General features: G+C 42.6%; 22 protein-coding genes. 4 read left to right on the forward strand and 18 right to left on the reverse strand.

Going from position 1 to position 23,498, the window contains the following annotated elements; all coding sequences use genetic code 11:
• Positions 1-11 precede the first annotated feature (11 nt).
• From pyk to MGG13_RS07880, 7 genes are all read right to left on the reverse strand, one after another.
• Positions 12-1,769, reverse strand: coding sequence for a pyruvate kinase (gene pyk / locus MGG13_RS07850; protein ID WP_239034528.1), 1,758 nt, complete (start codon positions 1,767-1,769; stop codon positions 12-14).
• A gap of 25 nt (positions 1,770-1,794) precedes the next feature.
• Positions 1,795-2,754, reverse strand: a complete 960-nt coding sequence (gene pfkA, locus MGG13_RS07855; RefSeq protein ID WP_239034529.1) for a 6-phosphofructokinase — start codon at positions 2,752-2,754, stop codon at positions 1,795-1,797.
• Between the two features lie 110 nt (positions 2,755-2,864).
• Positions 2,865-3,800 carry an acetyl-CoA carboxylase carboxyltransferase subunit alpha gene (locus MGG13_RS07860; protein WP_239034530.1) on the reverse strand — a complete coding sequence of 312 codons (936 nt, stop codon included), beginning with the start codon at positions 3,798-3,800 and terminating at the stop codon, positions 2,865-2,867.
• Positions 3,784-4,656, reverse strand: coding sequence for an acetyl-CoA carboxylase, carboxyltransferase subunit beta (accD, locus tag MGG13_RS07865; RefSeq protein ID WP_133431165.1), 873 nt, complete (start codon positions 4,654-4,656; stop codon positions 3,784-3,786). The genes MGG13_RS07860 and accD overlap by 17 nt, the downstream gene beginning before the upstream one ends.
• Positions 4,649-5,071 (reverse strand): FadR/GntR family transcriptional regulator, encoded by a 423-nt coding sequence (locus MGG13_RS07870; protein WP_239034531.1) that lies wholly within the window; start codon positions 5,069-5,071, stop codon positions 4,649-4,651. Before MGG13_RS07870 ends, accD begins: the two co-directional genes overlap by 8 nt.
• A gap of 87 nt (positions 5,072-5,158) precedes the next feature.
• Entirely contained in the window at positions 5,159-8,248 is a 3,090-nt protein-coding gene (locus tag MGG13_RS07875) for a DNA polymerase III subunit alpha (protein WP_239034532.1), read from the reverse strand.
• Positions 8,249-8,258: 10 nt separating this feature from the next.
• The gene (locus MGG13_RS07880; RefSeq protein WP_239034533.1) at positions 8,259-9,203 is read right to left on the reverse strand and encodes a DHH family phosphoesterase; all 945 of its coding nucleotides are present in this window, start codon (positions 9,201-9,203) and stop codon (positions 8,259-8,261) included.
• Positions 9,204-9,256: 53 nt separating this feature from the next.
• On the opposite strand from MGG13_RS07880, the gene MGG13_RS07885 reads away from it, so the two are divergent.
• Positions 9,257-9,607 carry a YtpI family protein gene (locus MGG13_RS07885; protein ID WP_133431169.1) on the forward strand — a complete coding sequence of 117 codons (351 nt, stop codon included), beginning with the start codon at positions 9,257-9,259 and terminating at the stop codon, positions 9,605-9,607.
• 12 nt (positions 9,608-9,619) lie between these two features.
• Here the strand turns inward: MGG13_RS07885 and MGG13_RS07890 are convergent, their stop codons facing one another.
• A complete protein-coding gene (locus MGG13_RS07890; RefSeq protein ID WP_239034534.1) occupies positions 9,620-10,912 on the reverse strand; it encodes a DRTGG domain-containing protein in 1,293 nt (430 codons plus the stop codon).
• Between the two features lie 13 nt (positions 10,913-10,925).
• The gene (locus MGG13_RS07895) at positions 10,926-11,609 is read right to left on the reverse strand and encodes a metal-dependent hydrolase (protein ID WP_239035701.1); all 684 of its coding nucleotides are present in this window, start codon (positions 11,607-11,609) and stop codon (positions 10,926-10,928) included.
• A 92-nt stretch (positions 11,610-11,701) separates the two neighbouring features.
• Between MGG13_RS07895 and MGG13_RS07900 the strand changes: the two genes are divergently transcribed.
• Positions 11,702-12,760 (forward strand): M24 family metallopeptidase, encoded by a 1,059-nt coding sequence (locus MGG13_RS07900; RefSeq protein ID WP_239034535.1) that lies wholly within the window; start codon positions 11,702-11,704, stop codon positions 12,758-12,760.
• Positions 12,761-12,805: 45 nt separating this feature from the next.
• Here MGG13_RS07900 and ald read toward each other — a convergent pair whose 3' ends face one another.
• Positions 12,806-13,927: an alanine dehydrogenase gene (gene ald / locus MGG13_RS07905; RefSeq protein WP_133431173.1), complete on the reverse strand. Its 1,122-nt coding sequence runs from the start codon at positions 13,925-13,927 to the stop codon at positions 12,806-12,808.
• Positions 13,928-14,057: 130 nt separating this feature from the next.
• Between ald and MGG13_RS07910 the strand changes: the two genes are divergently transcribed.
• On the forward strand, positions 14,058-14,555 hold the full coding sequence (locus MGG13_RS07910) for a universal stress protein (protein ID WP_133431174.1): 498 nt from the start codon (positions 14,058-14,060) through the stop codon (positions 14,553-14,555).
• Positions 14,556-14,652: 97 nt separating this feature from the next.
• A protein-coding gene (locus MGG13_RS07915) for an IS3 family transposase (protein ID WP_133432853.1) occupies positions 14,653-15,803 on the forward strand; the annotation gives its coding sequence in 2 pieces (ribosomal slippage) (positions 14,653-14,926 and positions 14,926-15,803; 1,152 coding nt in all).
• Positions 15,804-15,882: 79 nt separating this feature from the next.
• Here MGG13_RS07915 and MGG13_RS07920 read toward each other — a convergent pair.
• The 8 genes from MGG13_RS07920 to MGG13_RS07955 all read right to left on the reverse strand — a co-directional run bounded on the left by MGG13_RS07920 (position 15,883) and on the right by MGG13_RS07955 (position 23,481).
• Positions 15,883-17,085, reverse strand: coding sequence for an acetate kinase (locus MGG13_RS07920; protein ID WP_133431175.1), 1,203 nt, complete (start codon positions 17,083-17,085; stop codon positions 15,883-15,885).
• Positions 17,086-17,159: 74 nt separating this feature from the next.
• Entirely contained in the window at positions 17,160-18,098 is a 939-nt protein-coding gene (locus MGG13_RS07925; protein WP_239034536.1) for a class I SAM-dependent methyltransferase, read from the reverse strand.
• 49 nt (positions 18,099-18,147) lie between these two features.
• On the reverse strand, positions 18,148-18,645 hold the full coding sequence (gene tpx, locus MGG13_RS07930) for a thiol peroxidase (protein WP_239034537.1): 498 nt from the start codon (positions 18,643-18,645) through the stop codon (positions 18,148-18,150).
• A 52-nt stretch (positions 18,646-18,697) separates the two neighbouring features.
• A complete protein-coding gene (locus MGG13_RS07935; protein WP_239034538.1) occupies positions 18,698-19,240 on the reverse strand; it encodes an RDD family protein in 543 nt (180 codons plus the stop codon).
• An 8-nt stretch (positions 19,241-19,248) separates the two neighbouring features.
• Entirely contained in the window at positions 19,249-20,253 is a 1,005-nt protein-coding gene (gene sppA, locus MGG13_RS07940; protein WP_239034539.1) for a signal peptide peptidase SppA, read from the reverse strand.
• Positions 20,254-20,325: 72 nt separating this feature from the next.
• Positions 20,326-21,090 (reverse strand): TSUP family transporter, encoded by a 765-nt coding sequence (locus MGG13_RS07945; RefSeq protein WP_239034540.1) that lies wholly within the window; start codon positions 21,088-21,090, stop codon positions 20,326-20,328.
• A 52-nt stretch (positions 21,091-21,142) separates the two neighbouring features.
• Positions 21,143-22,348: a tRNA uracil 4-sulfurtransferase ThiI gene (gene thiI / locus MGG13_RS07950; protein ID WP_239034541.1), complete on the reverse strand. Its 1,206-nt coding sequence runs from the start codon at positions 22,346-22,348 to the stop codon at positions 21,143-21,145.
• Positions 22,345-23,481: a cysteine desulfurase family protein gene (locus tag MGG13_RS07955; RefSeq protein ID WP_133431182.1), complete on the reverse strand. Its 1,137-nt coding sequence runs from the start codon at positions 23,479-23,481 to the stop codon at positions 22,345-22,347. Before MGG13_RS07955 ends, thiI begins: the two co-directional genes overlap by 4 nt.
• Positions 23,482-23,498: the final 17 nt, after the last annotated feature.

Below are 23,498 nucleotides of genomic sequence, written 5' to 3' on the forward strand. Positions count from 1 at the left end.
AGCTTCTTTTTTTATACTTTGGCATGACCTGCATAAATCTTATTATGCTGTGCATCTACTGTTACAGTAGCGCCGTTTTCAAACTTATCATAGATGCCTTCTATGCCGACGATGGTCGGTTTTCCAAGTGTCAGTCCTACAACAGCGGCATGACTTGTCAGTCCGCCTTCTTCTGTTGCAATAGCGACTGCCTGTTCAAGATAAGGCACCATATCAGCATCTGTAGAATGCGTGATGATAACTGCATCTGTCAGATCTTTGTCAGCTAACTCTTCAGCATTTCTAGCGATTACGATACGCCCGACTGCTGATGTACGGCCGATACCTTGACCAGTAGCGAGTTCGTCACCTACGAGCTGAATCTTCATAAAGTTCGTCGTGCCAGCTTCACCTGTCGGGATACCCGCTGTAATAATAATCAGGTCGCCATTTTCCACGCTACCTGCTTCAATAGCTGCTTCTGATGCCTGTTCCAGCAGCTGGTCTGTCGTTTTCTTGCCTTCTTTGACGACTGGAATCGTTCCCCAGACTAGAGCCATATGACGAGCTGTCTGCTCATAAGGCGTCATCGCAATGATGTGTGCATGCGGGCGGTATTTAGAAATAATCTGAGCAGTGTGACCACTTTCTGTCGCAGCTACAATAGTCTGTACGTCCAGGTTAAGCGCTGTATGAGCCACAGAAACCCCAATTGCATTGACCATATTTGTTTCATTTAATTTTGTTCGAGCGTTCAGCAGGAACTTATAATCCTGTGCTTCTTCTGCAGCAAAAGCGATGTTAGCCATTACTTTTACTGATTCTACAGGATACTGGCCTGCTGCTGTCTCGCCTGATAACATGACTGCGTCTGTGCCGTCATAGATCGCATTCGCAACGTCACTTGCTTCTGCACGGGTCGGACGCGGATTACGCTGCATAGAATCCAGCATCTGCGTAGCTGTAATGACCGGCTTACCAAGTGCATTACACTTACGGATTAATTCTTTCTGAACTAACGGCACACGTTCTGCTGGAATTTCAACACCCATATCGCCACGAGCAACCATTAACCCGTCTGACACCTGAAGAATCTGGTCGATATTATCGATACCTTCTTCATTCTCAATCTTAGGAATGATGCGGATTGTTGTACATTTACGGTCTTCAAGAATCTTACGGATTTCAAGAACATCGCTTGCACGACGAACAAATGAGGCTGCAATAAAGTCGACTTGCTGATCGATACCAAACTTGATGTCTTCAGCATCTTTTTCAGTAATACCTGGTAAGTTGACTTTAACGCCTGGCAGGTTAACCCCTTTTTTGTTCTTTAGTTCACCAGCGTTAATGACGTCACAGACAATTTTACCTTCATCATGCTTTAAGTCTTTCACTTTCAGTTCAATCAGACCATCGTCTAATAAAATCGTTGAACCGACATGAACATCGTTGATCAATTCAGGGTAAGTCACAGAGAATTCGTTCGCTGTGCCAAGTACTTCCTGCATATTGATGACAACTGATGTATTCTTCTGCAGTTCAATCTTATCGTTCTCCATATTATGCGTACGGATTTCAGGCCCTTTAGTATCAAGCAGGATGGCTACTGTCTTGTTCAGTTTTCGGGCTGTTTCACGGATACGTGCGATACGCTCACCATGTTCTTCATGAGAACCATGTGAGAAGTTCAGACGCGCAACATTCATCCCTGCTGTCATCAGTTGTTCAAGTATTTCTGGTGATTCCGAAGCTGGACCAATCGTACATACAATTTTCGTTTTTCTCATTATTTCTCCCCCATTATCAGTTTAATTAAATCGATAGTTCGTTCGTCAGGCGATACATATCTTCATCAATTTTATGCTGACTTGAGAAGATATCTTCAAACTTCGTCTTTGTCAGTTTGTTATTCTGTATACCCACTGCTAAACCTGATTCATCATTCATGAGTAAGTCCACTGCATAAGCACCGAAACGAGAAGCGAGCACTCTGTCGATGCCTGATGGTGAGCCACCACGCTGCATATGACCTAGAACAGAGACACGTGTATCTACATTAATATATTTTTTTAGTTCTTCAGCGCAGTCTTCACCAGACATGACCCCTTCAGCTACGATGATGATTGAGTGTTTTTTACCACGCTCAATCCCTTGTTGAATCTTGTCCGCAATTTCCTGAACATCTTTTTTGAATTCAGGAATCAGCACAGTTTCTGCACCGCCTGCAAGCGCTGACCATAATGCCAGATCTCCTGCATCGCGTCCCATAACTTCGATGATAAAAGTACGCTCATGACTGGATGCAGTATCACGAATTTTATCGACTACTTCAATGATAGTATTCAGAGCTGTATCAAAACCAATTGTGAAATCTGTACCGTTAATATCATTATCAATCGTTCCTGGAATACCAATTGTCTTGATTCCTTCTTCATTCAAACGCTGAGCACCACGGTAGCTGCCGTCTCCCCCAACGACGACAAGACCTTCGATACCTAATGCCTTCAGATTTTCAATCCCCTGCTGACGAACTTTAGGTTCTTTGAATTCAGGACATCTTGCAGACTGGAGAAAAGTACCACCACGCTGAATTTTGTCCCCTACCGCTCCTCGGTCCATCTGCTTGATATTGTTGGTAATCAGACCTTGATAGCCTTGATAGACACCGTATACTTCCAGATCGTGATAAATCGCTTTACGGACTACTGCACGTACAGCCGCATTCATCCCCGGTGAATCTCCACCGCTCGTTAATACTGCAATCTTTTTCATAATGGCTTCCTCACTTTTTGTCGGTATTTATTTATAACGTACCACAAAAAAAAGTAGGATGCTATTAATTGCAAACAGGGTTGAAAATGAAAACGTTTCACATCATATTCTTAGTTAAATGACTGGCCGGAACCGATATTTCGGTATTTTTCATAGCGCTGATTGATCAGTTCATCAGCAGATAATTGAGTCAGTTCAGAGAGAGAATCAGAGATGGCTTTCGCAATTTTTTCACTTTGTCTTTCAACGTCTTCATGAGCGCCTCCGACTACTTCTTCGATTACACGGTCTGCAACATCTAAATCAAGTAAGTCAGGCGCAGTAATTCGCATCGTTTCAGCGGCACGTTTAGCCTGTGTACTATCCTTCCAGAGAAGAGCGGCTGCGCCTTCCGGTGAAATGACTGAATAAGTTGAATTCTCAAGCATGAGCAGATGATTACAGATACCGATTCCTAGAGCGCCACCGCTTCCACCTTCACCGATAACAATCGAAATAACGGGTACTGATAGTCCCGCCATCTCCACTAAGTTGCGGGCTATTGACTCACTCTGCCCGCGCTCTTCTGCTGCTTTACCAGGATAAGCTCCTTTCGTATCGATAAAACAGATAATCGGTCGTTTAAACTTCTCTGCCTGTTTCATCAATCTCAGCGCTTTACGATAACCTTCAGGATGTGCCATACCGAAGTTGCGGTAAATATTGTCCTTTGTATCTTTTCCGCGCTGATGACCGATGACGGTAACGGGTGTGTCATGGAACATAGCGATGCCGCCGATCATCGCTGTATCGTCACCATAAGTACGGTCGCCGTGCAGTTCAATGAAGTCGTCAAAAATCGCATAGATATAATCAAGAGTCGTCGGTCTGACACCTAAGCGTGCAATCTGGACCCGATCCCAAGGTTCCAGTTCACGATATATTTTCTTCTGAAGTTCCGCACGTTCTTCTTTCAGTTGTTGCAGTTCTTCTTCACTGCTCTTCTTTTCCAGTTCCTTGATTCTGTTATCCAGCGCTGCAAGTGGTTTCTCAAATTCCAGTGTCATCTGCTTTACCTCCGTGCATCATTATTAATTGACTAAGTGTCTGTTTCATATCCTTGCGGTGAACGACTTTATCCAGCTGACCATGCTCCAGTAAAAATTCTGCTGTCTGAAAATCGTCTGGCAGTTTTTCATTGATGGTCTGCTCAATAATACGTCGGCCCGCGAAACCGATCAGACTTTCCGGTTCAGCCAGATTGATATCACCAACAGAAGCAAAGCTGGCACTGACTCCACCTGTTGTCGGATGTGTCATATATGCGATGTAAAGCCCGCCCGCATCACTATGACGTTTAATCGCAACACTAGTCTTCGCCATCTGCATCAATGAAATAATACCTTCCTGCATTCGCGCTCCGCCACTCGCCGTAAAAATAACAAATGGCAGCTTATGTTCAGTACAGTAGTCGATGACACGGCAGATTTTTTCTCCTACTACAGCACCCATCGACCCCATACGGAACCTGGAATCCATGACGCAGATTCCGAGTGGCATACCGTCAATTTTAATCGTTCCTGTTACAACTGCTTCATTCAGCTGAGTTTTCTTTCTGTCTTTTTCAACTTTCTCCATATAATCAGGGAAATCGAGCAAGTTCTCCGACAGCATCTCTGCATCAAATTCAACGAAGCTGTTTTTATCAGCGAGAGATTGAATGCGGTCATGTGCCGTCATCGTTAAATGAAAGTTACATTCCACACAGACATTCAGGTTTTTGTTAAGTTCTTTTGTATACATGATTTTACCGCACTTCGGACATTTCACCATGATACCTTCAGGAACGTCTGTTGCCTTTATTTTGGGTACTGCCACATATTTCTTATTGCCATTATTACGTTTAAATAAATCTTTAATCATGCTTGGACCCCTTCCCGCTGAATACTTTATCGTAACGTTTGATCAATCTGTAGACACGAAAGATAATTCTATTCTTTTCCCCGTGCTGACTGATAAATCCTTCTAAAAGTTGCTTGAATTCTGTGATTTCATTTTTTTGTTTTTCTGAATATATTAAAAAGCGGCCGATAATTTCAAAAAGCTGATGGTCATCTACATTGGAGAGAAAGGTTCCCTCGCCTCTTTTAGTCGTGATGATACCGATGAGTTCCATCGCTCTTAATGCTTCACGAATACTGGACCGGCTGATATTCATCTTTTCACTTAAATCCCGCTCTGAAGGTAGTTTGTCTCCAGCAGACAGATCATGGGCTATCATATAGTTTTCGAGTTCTTTAACAACAGATATAAACCCTTTTTGTTTTGCAGTGTTCATCATTCTGCTCCTAGTATGTAAAGTAAAAATTCCTTAGTGGTCTGACCACTAAGGAATAATATATCATAATCATTTCAGTTTATAAAGTTAAATCAGGCGGATCAGTTCAGGCGAATAATGTGCTAGCAGCTGCTTCATTGTCTTCTGATTCACTGTAGCAATCTGCTTAGACTGACCTGTTGCATAGTCAAAGAACAGAAGCGCAATCTCTCCATCTTCCAGCGGTATCTTAGGCTCTTTGAGAAGATAGATTTCTTTCACTCTGTTCATATAATTAACTTTGAACTGCTTAAAAGTAGCCATCTCTTCCACAATGATTTTCCCTTTATCATCTCGTTTGCCTCTGATAACGACCTCTTTCTCATTAAGCACCGCTTCAAAACGCTCAAATGCAGATGGAAAAATGACCAGTTCAGCTTCTGTCGAGCCATCTGTTGCGGTCGCAAAAGCCATAAGCTGCCCCTTTTTAGTGCGAATCTCTTTGACCGACGTCAAACTGACGAGCAGCCAGTTTGACTGGTCCATATGATTCAGCTTAAAAAGCGGCAGATAAAGATGGTCATTGTACAACTTCTCAATTGGATGTGTCGATAGATAGAAACCGAGATACTCCACTTCATACTGTGTACGTTTCTCTTCTGACATTTCAGGGCGATCCTGATAACTTTTTTTCAGGCTGAAACCCAGTTCCTCGAGAAAGTGGTCATCCTCCTGTCCCTGTTCCATATCCATAATACTGTCAATGGACGCGAGTAACGTTGCACGCGTCTGTCCGAATTCATCGAAGACACCTGTTACAATCATCGCCTCGAGCGCTGCTTTTGAAACTGATCGTTTAGGCATACGCTGCATAAAATCATAGATGTCCAGGAACTGACCTTTCTGCCGTTCGTCCACTATCTCCTTTACCGTCCGGTAACCCATTCCTTTAATCATACCGAGTGACAGAATAACCTGATCCTGGTCTGCTCTGAAAAACCAGTGCGACTGATTGATAGAAGGCGGTTTAAACGTCATCTGTTTTGCCTTCATTTCAGCGATTAAATCGGCAAGTTTATCTTCACTGCCGATCACGTTGCTCATTGTTGCCGCATAAAAATAGGTTGGATAATGAACTTTTAAATAAAGCATCATATAGGCGATCTGCGCATAAGCAACCGCATGGGCCCTGGGAAAACCATAATCAGCAAATTTCATAATCAGCTCGTATATCGCCTCGGCTGTCGCTGTATCATAACCATTTTGCTCGCTGCCCCTGATAAAATGCTGACGTTCAGCTTCCAGTACATCCCGTTTCTTTTTGCTCATTGCGCGTCTAAGCGTATCGGCTTCCCCTAAAGTGAAACCTGCAAACTGACTCGCAATCTGCATAATCTGTTCCTGATAGATGATGACACCATAAGTTGATTTTAAAATAGGCTCAAGATCAGGATGCAGATAGTCAAACGGCTGACCATGACGTCTTTCAATGTAAAGCGGAATCTGTTCCATCGGTCCGGGACGGTACAGACTGAGTACGGCGACAATATCTTCAAAGTTCTGCGGTTCAAGTTGACGCAGTACCTGCCTGATACCAGAAGATTCGAGCTGGAAAATCCCAGTTGTATCCGCCTGACTGAGGGCATCAAAAACAAGCGGGTCATGATAATTGATCGTTTTCGTCGTCAGTTTCTGCCGACTCGCATTTAAGACACGCTGAATAATCGTTAAATTGCGCAGACCCAGAAAATCGATTTTCAGTAATCCCAGATGTTCGACTTCTGTCATGGTCCACTGCGTTAAATTCAGCGTGTCTCCTTTAATGAGCGGGACGTAATTCGTCAACAGCTGGTCATGAACGATAATACCCGCTGCATGAGTAGAAGTATGGCGAGGTAAACCTTCCAGACGCTTGGCGATAGTATACCACTGCCGATGCGCGTCGTCCTGCTCGGTAAACTGCTTGAACTCTGCGTTCTGATAGGCATCCTCAAGCATAGTTCCTGGTTTTTTAGGAATGAGGTGAGAAACAAACTTTAAATCGGAATCGGGAAACTGCAGAATCCGTCCGACATCGCGCATCACAGCGCGAGCCGTCAGATGGCCGAACGTCACGATGCCTCCTACATTAAATGCGCCGTATTTCTTTACACAGTATTCGATGACTTCGTGACGTCTTGTATCCTCAAAATCAATATCGATATCCGGCATCGTCACCCGTTCAGGATTTAAAAATCGTTCAAATAACAGCTGATGTTTAATCGGATCAATCATGGTGATATCCAGCAGATAACTGACAAGAGAACCCCCTGAAGAACCACGTCCCGGGCCGACAAGGATGCCCTGACTTTTCGCATAACGGATCAAATCACTGACAATCAGGAAGTAGTCACTGAACCCCATATCCGTAATGATCTGATACTCTTTCTCCATTCTTGCCTTATATACTTCAGTAAAACCAGCGCATGCTTCGTCCAACAGCTGCTTTAAATAATCATCACTCGTTTCACCGTTTGGCGTCTGAAATTTCGGCAGATGGTGCAGCTGCGGAATTTGAACGTCACACATCGCTGCAATTGCTTCAGTTCGTTCTAAAAACGGACGCTCGACATGTGACAAGGACTCAGAAGTTCTAAAGAAGTCTTCCCCTGTCACTTGATCCAGTGCCATCTTCTGATTATTCTCGATGGCCTGTAAAACATTCAGATCCGTCAGACCAGCTGGCTCCATATATTTCACACTGCTGACATAGACTTTCTGCTCCGCTCTGACGTCAGACAGATGACAGGCATAGCTTCCCGGGAATAGTTCCAGAAACCCGTTATGCGCCTGCTTGAAAATAACGATGAGCCCTTCCAGATATTGCTTCAGTAATTTTTCTGATACAAAGTCCAGTTCTTTAAGCTGAATACGTGAGGACAGTCGAATAAGATTATGATAACCTTCCAGATTTTTCGCAAGCAGAATAGTTTCTGTTTCATCAGGACCTTCTGTCAGCCAGACTGTCATACCGATAATCGGCTTGATGCCTTGCGCCAGACACTTCGTATAAAATGCCTGCACACCGTACATGGTATGGGTGTCTGTGATGGCAAGTGCGGTCTGACCCGCTTCTTTTGCACGGCTGATGACTTCATCTATTCTGACTGTTGATGCAAGCAGGTCATAAGCAGTATGAATATTCAGATGCACGACCATCACTTTCACCTCACTCTTTGACTGTAGATTTTAACTCACTGATCAATTGCTCAAGTTCTTCTTTACTGTAAACTGTTGCGCCGCTGGCCATCGGATGACCGCCGCCATTATATCGTGCAGCAAGCGTGTTGATAGGTGCTCGTTTGCTTCTGATGCGTGCGCGAATCTGATTGCCTTCATCCACTGCAAAGACCCAGGCTTCAATCCCTGCTACATCGCTTATACTATTGACGAAAAGCGAGGCATCATTTGCACTGATTTTGAACTGCTGCAGGATATCCTCTGTAATAAAGATAAAACCGACATGGTCCTCGTAACTGAAGTGCTGCAGCACATAGCCTTGAAAATGCATGCTTTCAAGTGTCCGCTGACTCATCTGATTCAGCATCTTTGTATGATCAAAATCATATGACAACAGCATACCTGCAATCTCCATCGTGCGTGGTGATGTATTGTTAAAGAGGAAACGGCCCGTATCACCCACAATACCGATATAGAGGCGCTCCGCGATTTCTGTGTTCAGATAGTCCTGTCCAAAGCCAAACTGCATCAGCAGTTCAGCGATTAATTCACTTGTAGAGGATACTGTTGTATCAACGATATTGATGTCCCCGTAATTTTCTACAGGCGGATGATGGTCAATCTTGACCAGTTTATCTCCTAAATGATAGCGTGCATCATCTATTCGAGCCGCATTGGCTGTATCCAGCACAATGACAAGTGCATTCTGGTAGTCACTATCCTGCACTTCATCCATTGAGCCGATGAATGCCAGGTTATCAACTGTTTCGCCAGTGGCCAGTATTTTTTTATTAGGGTACATCTTCTGCAAGAGTGCTTTAAAACCTAGTTGAGAGCCCAGTGCATCTGGATCTGGGCGTACATGTCGATGCAGAATAATGGTATTGTAATTATTGAGCCAGTTCTGTAACAATTTGATGCTATTTTTAGTCATGGTTTCTCCTTTTAGCAAATCCTCTGCTATAATGCAGATGGAGGTTGTTCATTATGTGGAATACAATATCACCCTATCTTGCATCATTTGCGCTGGCTGTCATGATTATTTCGCTCGTCCTGACTTTATACCAGGTGGCACGCTACTTCAGAACGAATCGTGAAGTACGTCGCGCATGGTATCGTGCCCGCGGCAGAATGATGTTCGGCATCTTCTTAGTTGCCTTTTCATTTAATCAGATCATCCAGTTCACAAACCTGGTGACTTATCTCATCTGCGCCGTCCTTATTGTCTTCGCAGTTGCCAATATCAGTTACGGTGTACGTGCAATGCGCTACTTCGAACAGCATTTTGCAGAAGAAGACCGTGCATGGGCAGAACTTGAGAAAGAAAAGAAAGCATAATGCTTTCTTTTTTTATGCTTCTATCAGCTGACACATCAGCATGGCTTTTGAGACGATTTCTTCTTCAGAGTGAATCGTCACTTCCATCTTCGCGAATTTCCGCCCAAGGTCCAGCATTTCACATGAGATTGTGAGGACTGTATCAATCGGTACTGTTTTCAGGAAGTAGATGTTCAGGCTTTCAATAAGCGCTTCGCCTCGTCGCTCCCGCTTGAGCAGATGTTTCGTCGCTTCTTCTATGATGGCGACGAATACAGATTTACTCATCGTTCCGAGCTGATTGGACATCTGCGGCGTCACTCGGATGGTGATATCATCTCCGAACTTCATCTGCTTCAATACCTGATCATTCAACGTATGACCAATCTGCGGCTGACGTTCTATCGACTGCATGGCGCGCAGAACATCTTCACGTGTGACAATACCAATCAGTCGATGATTCTTGCTGACGACCGGCAAAAGCTCGATGCCTTCCCATATCATGACATGTGCACAAGTCGCGATGGTTGAGCTCAAGTTAACCGTGATAGGATTCTTCGTCATGACGCGTTTTATTTTCATGCTGTTATCCAGGTCAATAATATCTTTGTTCGTTACGATGCCGTAAGCACGGTTCTGATCGTCCAGTACAGGAAAACGTGTATGACCTGAGCTGTGAGACAAAGCTTTCCAGTCTCCTACTGTATCGTTTTCATACAAGACATTGGTCTCACTGACCGGAATCAGTATCTCTGCGACCGTCAGGACTTCCTGTTTAATCAGTTGATCATAAAGCGCACGGTTGATGATGTTCGCCACGGCAAAAGTGTCATGGCTCGTCGATAGAATCGGCAGACCTTTCTGGTCGGCCAGCTGTCTGATTGAATCACTGACTGCAAATCCACCTGTCACGAGTACCGCACTGCCTTTTTCAAGTGCAAGCTGCTGGATGTTCTCACGGTTGCCCACAATGAGCAGGGTGTTCTCACCTAAATATTTTGTGACGTCTTCCTGCTCCATTGCCCCGATAGCAAAGCGCGACAGAGATTTATGAAGTCCCGTACGGCCACCGATCAGCTGACCGTCAATAATTTTGACGATTTCAGCAAATGTCAGATTTTCAATCGCTTCCCGCGTTTTTTTCTCGATACGGATCGTTCCGATACGTTCCATTGTAGAGACGATGCCTCTGTTTTCAGCATCTTTAATCGCTCTATATGCTGTTCCTTCTGAAACAGACAGATCTTTAGCGATCTGTCTGACGGAAATTTTGCTGCCCACTTTGAGCGCTTCTATATGTTTGATGATTTGTTCATGTTTCGTCATGCTGGCACCTCAATTATAATGTGACGGATTCACCCGGCTGTATAATTTCTACCTTTCCATCTACTTTGCTTTTAAATACTTCAGGATCCTGTTTAATCAGATCAAACGTATCATAATGAATCGGCACTGTTATATCCGGTTTAATAAAATGGTTGATTGCATAGCTTGCATCGTCAATGCCCATCGTAAAATTATCACCGATTGGAATAAAGCAGAGATTAACAGGATGTCTGTCAGCAATCAGCTTCATATCGGAGAATAGACCTGTATCACCCGCGTGATAGATCACTTTTTCACCTAGAGTAAAGATAAGACCGCACGGCATCCCTAAATAAACAATACTTCCGTCTTCTTCGGTATAGGAATTACTATGAAAGGCCTGAACAAATTTAACCTGACCAAAATCAAATGTCCGGTTTCCTCCGATGTTCATCGGATGTCCATTCTCCACACCTTTTGTCGCCAGATAATCGATGAGTTCCGGCAGGGCGATGACCAGCGCACCTGTCCGTTTCGCAAGCGCAATCGTGTCACCTAAATGATCGCCGTGTCCGTGTGTCAGCACGATGAAATCAGCCTCTACTTCCTCAACGTTTAAATCTGATAAAGGATTTCCTGTAATAAAAGGATCTACAATCACTTTCTTATCGTTTGCCTCAAAAGAAATACAAGATTGTCCGTGAAAAGTCACTTCCATTTCTACTTCACTCCTCTTCATTATTTACTGTTATTATACCTCATTGCACTGTCTTTTGATATGATGGGACATATGAAGGAGTGTGGAACGAAATGAATAATGAAAAATTAAACGGACTAAGAGAACTTCTTGCTTCAGAAGAGCTGAACGGCATCTGGATTTCCAATCCTGAGAACATCAATTACCTGACAGGTTTCTTATCCAATCCGCATGAACGATTACTGTCATTGCTGATCACTGACAGCGAACTGACACTTTTTGTCCCTAAGATGGAAGTAGAATCAGCAAAAAAAGTATTTGATGGCAATATCATCGGTTATCTGGATACTGAAAATCCGTACTTAATCCAATCATTCGAACTCACAAGTCTCGGCATTGAAAGTGAACATCTGACTGTCGCACGATTAGCAGAATTACAGAGTCATTTTGCTGTTGAAGATACAGTCGCTATTGATCAGACAATCAAGGAGATGCGTAATATCAAGACTGATGACGAAGTCAGCATCTTAAAGCAGGCTGCTCAATATGCTGATCAGGCTGTACAGATCGGTGTTGACCACCTAAAAGTCGGCATCACTGAACAGGAAGTTGTTAGAATCATAGAAAATAACATGCTGCAGATTGATGACATCACGGCGATGAGTTTTGAGACGATGGTGCTTTTCGGTGACAATTCAGCCAATCCTCACGGTACGCCGGGCAGTAATACACTTAAAGAAGGTGACTATGTCCTCTTCGATTTAGGCGTTGTTTATAAAGGTTATTGTTCTGATATCACAAGAACCATTCCATTCGGCGCGCCGTCAGAACTGCATCAGCGCATTCATGCCATTGTCACTGAAGCCAACAAGCGTGCAATTGAAAAAGTTGCGCCTGGTGTCAAGATTGCAGATATTGATGCTGCAGCACGTGACTATATTAATGATCAGGGATACGGCGAACAATTCCCTCATCGTCTCGGCCATGGCCTCGGCATCAGTGTTCATGAATTCCCTGACATTTCTTCTACAAATGAAGATGTCCTGCAAGAAGGCATGGTCTTCACGATTGAACCTGGTGTTTATGTGCCCGGCGAAGTCGGTGTACGAGTTGAAGATGATCTGCTCGTTACAGAAGACGGCTATGAATTACTGACTCACTACTCTAAATAAGCATAAAAAAAGACATGAACTTTGCGTTCATGTCTTTTGTTCTTTCTATAAGTCAGCAAGTAATTCGCTTGCGTCTTTGAATTCTAAACCTTGGTCTTCTGCAACTGCTTTGAAAGTGACGTGACCATTTAAAGTATTGATACCTTTGAATAATGCTTTATTTGATTTTACTGCTTCTACATAACCTTTGTTAGCGATCTGCAGTGCGTAAGGAATTGTTGCGTTGTTCAGTGCCATTGTAGAAGTACGAGGAACAGCGCCTGGCATGTTAGCTACTGCATAGTGAACGATATCATGTTTCACATAAGTTGGCTCATCATGAGTCGTGATACGATCAGTTGTTTCGAAGATACCACCTTGGTCGATTGCGATATCGATAACAACTGAACCAGGGTTCATAGATTGAATCATTTCTTCTGTTACAAGTTTAGGAGCTTTAGCACCTGGGATTAATACGGCACCGATAACAAGATCACTGTTTTTAACGCTTTCAGCGATATTGAATGGTGTAGACATTAAAGTCTGTACTTTGCTGCCGAATAAGTCATCAAGCTGTGCTAAACGAGCAGGGTTTAAGTCAAGAATCGTTACGTCAGCACCAAGACCTACTGCCATTTTCGCTGCGTTTGTTCCTGCTTGACCACCACCGATGATAGTCACTTTACCTTTTTCAACGCCTGGTACACCAGCAAGTAAGATACCTTTACCGCCGCCTGTACGTTGTAAGAACTGAGCACCGATCTGAGTTGCCATACGTCCAGCTACTTCACTCATAGGAGATAACAGTGGTAATGAACCATTGTCTGCTTGAACAGTTTCATATGCGATACCTACTACTTTGTTGTCGATTAACGCTTTAGTCAGTTCTGGTTCTGGTGCAAGGTGAAGATATGTGAAGAGAATCAGATTTTCTCTGAAATACTGGTATTCAGAAGCAAGTGGTTCTTTAACTTTCATAACCATTTCTGCTTTCCATGCTTCTGCAGCAGATGAAACAATTTTACCGCCTGCTTCAGTGTAGTCAGCGTCTGTGAAGTAAGAACCTTCACCAGCAGTCGTTTCGATCAATACTTCGTGACCGAACTGAACAAGAGAATACACGCCAGCAGGTGTCAGAGCGACACGGTTTTCGTTGTTTTTAATTTCTTTAGGTACACCAATAATCATTGCTAATTCCTCCTAATAATTGTTTGCGGTTTCAGTTTAACACTTTAAAATGAAAACGCAAACATTTTTAATTAAAAAGTATTTTTTTGTGCTATAATGAAGTCAGAAAAAGACTTTGGGAGGGATTTATATGTTATTCTACAAAAACATTTTAATTGCGGTTGATGGTTCAAGCGAAGCTGAATGGGCGTTCAACAAAGCAGTTGAAGTAGCAAAACGTAATGGTGCCAAACTTTCAATCGTCAATGTTATCGACACAAGAAGCTATGCTAGTGTTGAAGCATACGACCGTTCTATCTCTGAACGCGCTGCTCACTACAGCAATAAATTACTTGAAGGTTACAAAAATGTAGCTTTAGAACGTGGCGTTGAAAATGTAGAAATCTTCACAGAATATGGTTCACCAAAAACTATTATCCCTAAACGATTAGCGAACAAAATGAATGTTGACCTGATCATGTGTGGTTCAACTGGACTTAATGCCGTTGAACGTTTTATTATTGGTTCAGTGTCAGAAGCGATTGTTCGTCACTCTGAATGTGATGTGCTTGTCGTTCGTACAGAAACATTACCAGAAAACTTCGAACCAGAAGTCGCGACAGAACAGTTTAAACAAGATAATCAATAAAAAATAAGACTCTAGTCCGGACTGACCCCAATTAATGGGACAGAATAAAAAACACTCTTGTTGAATTCATATAAAATGAATTTGATAGGAGTGTTTTATTATGCAGAGAATTGCTTATTCAAGTGAAGTTAAATGGAAATGTGTAAAAATGAAAGCCGAGGGCTTTTCCACAAGAGAGATTATGGATGAGCTAAATATCAGAAACAGAACCCAGGTCAACACTTGGTGGAGATGGTATAAAAATAATGAGACCCATCGTTTCGATCAGAATGTAGGAAAACAATATAGTTATGGCAAGGGCACTGAGGAATTATCTGAGATCGAACAGCTTAAACTGGATAACAAGAGAAAAGCAGCTGAAATTGATGTTCTAAAAAAGTACAGGGAGTTGGAAAGGAGCTGGTACCAGAAATAGTTGTTAGTTTAGTCGAGAGTCTGAAGAATGAACATCCATTATCACTTATTTTATCCACACTGGAGGTAGCAAGATCTACTTATTACCGCTGGAAGAAACAGTCGGACAGAGCAAAAGATGAAATCACGATAAAAATAGGTGAGCTGTGCAAAAAATATAACTACACCTACGGTTATCGTAAAATCTGTTACCTCTTAAACAAACAGACCAAGCAGCGTGTTAATCACAAGCGAGTCCAGAGAATTATGCAGAAAAATAAATGGAACTGCAGAGTCAGAGTCAAGAAGAAAACGCGTATAGGCCGGCCCTACCATCTTACAGACAATCTGTTGAAGGGTGATTTTAAATCTGATCAACCTCTGACCAAGCTCGTGACAGATATCACTTACCTGCCTTTCGGTAATACGATGCTTTATCTTTCATCAATTATGGACCTTCACAATGGTGAGATTGTGGCATTCACCATAGGTGATGTACAGGATACAAACTTCGTCCTTGATACACTGAATCAGCTCAATATCCCGAAGGGATGTATGCTTCACAGCGATCAGGGAAGTGTCTATACTTCAAGGGAGTATTACCTGGCATGTAAGGAAAAAGGCATCATCCGTTCGATGTCCCGTAAGGGGACACCGTCAGATAATGCCTGTATAGAATGTTTTCATTCCACACTAAAGTCTGAAACATTCTACTTAAACAGTGAGCAAAAGAACTCTAACTTTATTGTAAAAGAGATTGTGAGTAATTACATCAAAAATTATAATGAAAATAGAATTCAACAAAAATTAGGCTACTTATCTCCGGTTCAATACCGAATACAAGCAGCCTTATAAAAAGTGTTTTTTATTCCGTCCCATTTTCAGGGTTCAGTACCAGTCCAGGACTAGAGTCTTTTTATTATGCTTCGATTTATTACGCTTCGATTTTACCGAATTCCATAGTATCACGTGCGATCATCGCTTCTTCTTCTGTAGGGATGATCATGATTTTTACTTTAGAATCTTCTGTGTTGATGAATGCTTCTTTACCACGAAGTCCATTGTTTAATGCTGGATCGTATTCCACACCCATGAATTTGAAGTTATCAAGTACTTTAGCACGGATTAAGTCAGAGTTCTCACCTACACCTGCTGTGAAGACGATAGCATCTAAACCTTGAAGTACCGCTGCGTATGAACCGATGTATTTCTGAATACGGTCAACGTAGATATCAAGCGCTAACTGAGCACGTTCTTTACCTAATTCTGCTGCTTCTTCAACGTCACGTAAGTCACTTGAGATACCAGAGATACCTAAAATACCTGATTGTTTGTTGAAGACGTTCATGATAAGATCTTCTGCTGTTTTACCTGTTTTCTCCATTACGAACGGAATAACTGCTGCATCGATATCACCTGTACGTGTTCCCATTGTCACACCTGCAAGTGGTGTAAAGCCCATTGATGTATCAACTGATTTACCACCATCTACTGCAGTGATTGAAGCACCGTTACCGATATGGCAAGTGATAATTTTCAGTTCTTCTGCTGGACGTTCCATTAATTCAGCTGCACGTTGAGATACATATTTGTGGCTTGTACCGTGTGCGCCATATTTACGTACACCGTAGTCTGTATAGTATTCGTAAGGTGTGCTGTAAAGGAATGCAGATTCAGGCATTGTTGAATGGAATGATGTATCGAATACAGCAACGTGTGGGATATTAGGAAGCATTTTACGAAATGCACGAATACCCATTAAGTTTGGACCGTTATGAAGAGGAGCAAGCTCGATTAATTCTTCAATCTGCTTCTCTACTTCGTCAGTAACAAGTGCTGAAGTCGGGAATAAGTCCCCACCTTGAACAACACGGTGACCTGTACCATCTAAGTCGTTGATATCGTTGATGATGCCGTGTTTTTTCATTTCTTCAAGCATCATGTTAACCGCTTGTTCATGGTCTTTAATATCTAAAGTCTGAGTGATTTTCTCACCGTTGACAGAGATTGTGAAAATAGAATCTTTCATGCCGATACGTTCTACTAAGCCTTTAGTCAGAACTTTTTCTTCTGGCATTTCGAATAATTGGAATTTTAATGAAGAACTACCGGCGTTGATCGCCATAATTTTTTTCATAAGGATCCTCCTCGTTATTTATATACATATGCTATTTAACCATTATTACAGCAATTAATCAATGAATATAACAGTTATTTATTTTTTCTGTTAATTTCAAACCACTCATTGAATTCATCAAGGAATTTTTTCATCGCCTGACTGTCTTTGAAGTCGGGGATATTTGCTAGCAACACTTCAACTGGCAAACTATTTTCCAGTGGTTTCTTCTGCAGTACGAGGATGGATTTCTGTGCAGATTCTGTCTTAAACAAGCTTTTCGGCAAATTTAAAAAGGCCTGCATATAAGTCTCTGTAGCAATAAATTGCTGTAGCTGTTCTACTCGGTCATATTCAAATAACTGACTTGGAACAATAAGCATCGCAAATCCGCCAGGCTTAAGTCCCTGCACACTTTGTTCAATCATTAAGTGATGAGAGAAGCTATGACCTTCTTTAAAACCGAGCTTCATTTCGTGGCTACGTTCGTCAACAGGATAATAGCCGACCGGCAGATCTCCGACCACGACATCGACTTCGTCTACCTGCAGCGGCATCATTGCATCCTGAGGATAGATATCAAACGGAACTTCAAGGAAATTCGCAAGGTGAACACTAACCCGCGCAAGCACCGGGTCTACTTCTACAAGCGCATGCTGAAATGATTTATCAGGGTTCTGTTCATTGATGGTTGCAGATAGATGACCTGTTCCGCTCGCTATATCAAGGATGGTAATATCAGTGACGCCTTCAGTGAACATTTTCACCATATAGCTGACAAAATAGCCGATACTATCAGGCGTAATCTGATGATTCGGTTGAATCATCTCTTCTTTCAGCATACTTAAATAAGCAAACTGAAAGGCTTTACGGCGGTCACTGAGCGTGCTTTGCTCCAGCATCTCCCGCTGATTCATATAAATATCTTCCATCGCGAGCCCCAGGTTCTCGATAAAACTATGACCGTTGTCCTGCTGTAATTCTTTTGTTTTAGCGTCTAACGTATTAAATAGAGTTTCAATCATTGATTCCATGTTATTTCCTTTCAAATAAAAACTGCCCATAAAAGGGCAGTTCAAGTTATTAAATTGATTTAAGTGCTTCTACTGCTTTATCGTAGTCAGGGTGATCTGTTCCTTCTGGTACGATTTCTGTATAAACCACTTTATTATCAGCATCCAGTACAAATACTGAACGTGCGAGCAATCTCAATTCTTCCATCACGACACCGTAGCTTGTGCCAAATGACAGGTCTTTATGGTCGCTAAGTGTCACAACGTTTTCAAGTCCATTAGCTGCACACCATTTAGCTTGTGCAAACGGCAGGTCACATGAAATAGTGATAACCACTGCATTATCAATACCTGACGCATTTTCATTGAATGTACGCGTCTGCGTGCTGCATACACCTGTATCGATTGATGGTACAACGCTGATTAATTTCTTTTTACCTTCAAAATCAGCAAGCGTACGAACGCTTAAATCATTTGCAAGTACTGAAAAATCCGGTGCTACAGTACCTTCTTTAACCTGCTCACCGATTAATGTCATCGGTGTTCCTTTAAATGTCACTTGAGTCATTGATAATTCCTCCTTATGAATAAGTTCATCTTTAATTTATCATGAATTAAAGTTAAAGCGTACTATTTTGTTTCATGAAAGGAGCCATCAGACGGTCGCGTAAACGCTCCTGTCTTTCGTAAATCACGACGGTATCACTGAGCATATCGTGAATACCTTGCTTGTTTGGGTTGAACAAGACGACGAGATAGAGCAGATAACCCGGGAACCCGCTGATATAGCGTCCAAACCATTCACGTGTGACAACCTGCAGAAAGTTCAGCGGTTTGTCATTGGCCGAAATGACTTTCAGACCCATCAGCATCTTACCAAGTGTCGCACGGAAGAACCAGGTCATCAGAATAAAGTACAAGAAGAAAATCATGGACGACGCAATGTTCTCAATACTGAAAATAGGTGCCCATACATAGCTGCTGAGATCCCAGTCAAATAGTTTCGCCAGTGGATTTAAAATGATGGCTTTCAGACTACCGACAACGATGCCATCGATAAGAAACGCAACCATTCGCACACCAAACCCTGCATGCGTACTATTGATGATATCGCGTTCATAACCTTCTACTATTGAAGAGGGGTACACAATTCTTTCACTCATATCTGCACCTACTCTCCGTAAAGGTACATAGGTGTTGTACCTTGACGTTTAGACATCAGTTCTTTGATCGCTGATAAATCATCATTACCCATCATCTTCTGAACAAATGAGTTCGCAGCAAATGGATTACTGCCCCAGAATGAATCAGCTGGCGCAAATTCAATGACTTCTGCATCATTTGCTTTAATTTCTTTTTTCAGGGCGCTTAAAGCGTCTTCTTCAAGTCCAAGCTCGTCAACTAAGCCATTCTTTTGCGCCTGAAGTCCTGAATAAACACGGCCATCTGCAAGCTTGCGTACTTCAGCCTGTGACATTCCACGTCCGTCAGAAATGACTCTGACAAATTCGCCATAACTTTCATCGACTAACGACTGAAGAATTTTACGTTCTTCAGCATCCATTTCTTTTGTCGGGCTCATGATATCTTTATGAGCACCACTTTTGATCGTGTTGAATTTGACGCCATACTTATCAGCAAGTTCTTTATAGTTCATCGACTGCATGATAACACCGAGCGACCCAGTCAGTGTCTCACGAGAAGCGAAGATTTTGTCGGCAGGAGCTGAAATATAGTAACCGCCTGATGCTGCTATATTTTTCATCGTGACATAGATTTTCTTGCCGGACTTTTTCAGTTCTTCTATTTTGTTATGAATTTCAGCACTCTCGTAAACACCGCCCCCTGGAGAATTGACAATCATCAGGACGCCTTTGATTGACTCATCTTCTTTGATCTGCTCAAGTTCTTTCATCATCGTCTCATGATTATATCCTTCTTCAGCAAAAAGACTTGGACTACCTGTATCCTGAATAACACCATCTACTTCAATTCTAGCAATTCGATGACCAAGATCGTCTCCTTCAAGAGAACTTTCTGCCAGTTCACCTGTATCAAGCTGTCCTTCAAACTCCTGAGTGAAGCTATCCATGAAGTTCGTTGTAAATAACGACGAAGCCGTTGCTAAAATCAGTAATGCGGCAGCAATTAATAATGCAATAATTCTTTTACTCATCTTATCTCCCTTTCCAACATTTAGTATCTCCTTATAATATAACAGAAACCACCCTAAAATTTACAGCACTTATCAAAAGTGCATTGAAATATAGTCATAGGCATTTTTTCCGATCAATAAAAGAGTCACGATGATGAAAAGCATTTTGACGTATGAGACACCTTTTCTCAATGCGAACTGACTGCCTGCGTAACTCCCTGCAATCATTGAAGCACCCATCACAAAACCCACCATGTAATCCACTTTGCCTACCACCATGAATAGTAAGAGCGCACCGATATTAGAAGCAAAGTTCAGAAACTTGGCATTGCCGGCAGCACGTAGAAAATCGAAACCGACAAATAATAAAGCAAATAAAAGAAAGCTGCCTGTGCCGCCACCGATGAATCCGTCATAATAACCAATCAGCACTAGAATCGAACAGAACAGCAGCATTCTTAACGGAGAGAGCTTCTTGTAAGTCGTTTCATTTCCCCAGTCTTTTTTGACAAGTGTGTAGACAAGAACGATTGACAACATCACGATAATAATCGGTTTCAACAGTGCGGGTGGCAGGACCGTGGCGGTCAATGCACCTAATATAGACGCAATAAAAGACAGCGGAAAGAGCTTTCCGACTATATTGAAGTCTACTTTACCGGACTTGATGAAAGAAATCGTCGACGTTAAAGAACCGAAAGAACTGGCTAGTTTATTTGTTCCTAAAGCCACTGCAGGTGGCATACCTGTCGCGAGCAGTGCAGGCGTTGATATCAGTCCTCCTCCCCCTACGACTGCATCAATAAAAGCTGCTAAAAAACCAAATATAATAATCATGATCAGCATCTGTATATCCATTTTTTATCCCCCTTGTTAAAAAAGCGCTATTCATTCGAATAGCGCTTATCCATTATAAGAAGTCGCTGAAGTTTTCTTCTGGACGTTCTTTCGTAATAGTGAGTACTTCTATATGGTCTATTGCGGTGTTTAAAAGCGGTTCAAAATCAAAGCGACTTTCAAACTTCTCCATTTTTTCGAGCTTCGGATTCGTCTTTGGATTTTTAGGCGTGAAAATCGTACAGCAATCTTCAAACGGTTTAATAGAAGTTTCAAACGTACCGATGTCTTTCGCTTTTATAATAATCTCATCTTTATCAAGGGTGAGAAGCGGTCGTAGGATAGGCATGTTCGTCACTGCATTGATGGCATGCATACTGCCGAGCGTCTGGCTCGCGACTTGCCCAAGATTTTCCCCGTTGACAATTGCCTGCGCATTAATGTTTCCTGCTACGCGGTCAGCAATTTTGAGCATCATACGACGTGTAGATGTCATCGTCATATTCTCCGGCACCACTTTATGGATCGTTTTCTGAATTTCAGTGAATAGTACGAGATGAAGTTTAATTTCTCCAGCCGTCTCAGCCATAATACGTGTCAGATCGATGACTTTCTGTTTCGCTTCTTCGCTTGTGAATGGAGGTGAATGGAAATGAATCGCTTCAATGGTCACGCCCCGCTTCATCACTTCAATACCGGCAACAGGCGAGTCGATGCCGCCTGACAGCATGAGTAATGTTTTGCCGCCTGTGCCTACAGGAAGACCGCCTGCTCCTTTTTCGATACGTGAGTACAGATATGCACCATCCTGTCTGATTTCAACCGTCACTTTATAATCCGGCTGTCTGACGTTGACAGTCAGGTGTTCGATATCTTTTAAGATGGCACCGCCGATTACCTGCTGCAGTTCAAAAGTCTCCATTGGGTAGTTCTTATCATAACGCTTCACATCTACTTTGAACGTCCGGCCTTCCTGGTCAACATCCTTTGCGACTAAAACAGCAGCTGCCTTGATTGTTTCCAGTTCTTTATCGACTCGCATGACCGGGCTGACCGAATGGATGCCAAATACTTTCGATACACGGCGGATCACTTCTTCAACATCGATATGCTCGTCTAAATGAATGTACATCCGGTCACGGTTTGCATGCACCTGGTACCCTGTTAACGGAATCAATGCATGTTTGACGTTCCCTTTTAATTGGTTGACGAATGTATGGCGGTTCCCGCTTTTAAGCGTGAGTTCACCGTATCTTACTAATAACTGATCATATCTCATTTCTTCAGTAACTCCTCTACTTCTTCATATATTTCTCTGAACACTTCATTGAAGGTATGCACTTCTTCGGCTGTGTTATTTTTCGATAACGATATTCTGATGCTGCCTGTGATGGCTTCATCTGATACGTGTAGTGCAGTCAGCGACTCATTCAGTTTAGCACGTTTTGATGAGCATGCACTTGTTGTTGATACCATGATGTCCCTTTTAGAAAAAGCATTGACGATGACTTCTCCTTTGACACCGACAAACGACAGGTTAACGATGTGCGGCGCACCATTTTGCTGTGAGTTCAGCTGGATACCTGGAAATTGTTTAACGTACCGTTCTATCTCTTCTTTCATCTGATAGAGACGGGCACGCTGCATCTCATAGTCATCAAGTGTCAGACGTATCGCTCTGCTCATCGCTACTGCGGAAGCCACATTGACCGTACCGCTTCTGAAGCCATACTCCTGGCCACCACCGAACAATGTATGTGCGATAGTCTTCAGCTGACTAAATACAAGAATCCCCTGACCTTTCAGTCCGTTGAATTTATGTCCGCTGAGACTGAAGCTATGAACACCTTCCAGCTGCAGCGGCACTTTACCAAATGACTGCACACAGTCAACATGGAAATGAATCTTCGGATAGTTGTGAATCAATGACGCTACTTCTGCGACCGGCAGAATAGCGCCCATGACATTGTTGACATGCATCATGGCAACCAGTATCACATCACTTGTCAGCAAACCTTCCAGATGCTCCAGATCAAGCGTCTCGTCTTCTTTAAATCGCATGTACTTCACAATGAATCCTTCTTCTTCAAGTGCACGGACAGTCTCAAGCACAGATGGATGTTCAAGTTTAGTTGTAATAATCGTACGACCAAACTGTTTTTTTGCACGTGCCATCCCTGTCAGTAGAAGGTTATTGGATTCAGTCGCCCCGCTCGTAAAAATAATCGACTGCTGATCAAGCTTGAGCAATTTTCTGATCTGCTCTCTGGCAGAATCCAGTAATTTCTCTGTCTCGAGTCCTTTAACATGAGGACTTGCGGGATTGAAATAATAATCTTCATTCACCTTATTAAAGGTAGAAAGTACTTCCTTATCCGGTTTTGTTGTTGCGCTATTATCAAAATAGATCATTCGTATTCTTCTCTCCT

The organism is Macrococcus brunensis (assembly GCF_022343725.1).
In the GTDB taxonomy this organism is placed as follows: domain Bacteria; phylum Bacillota; class Bacilli; order Staphylococcales; family Staphylococcaceae; genus Macrococcus; species Macrococcus brunensis.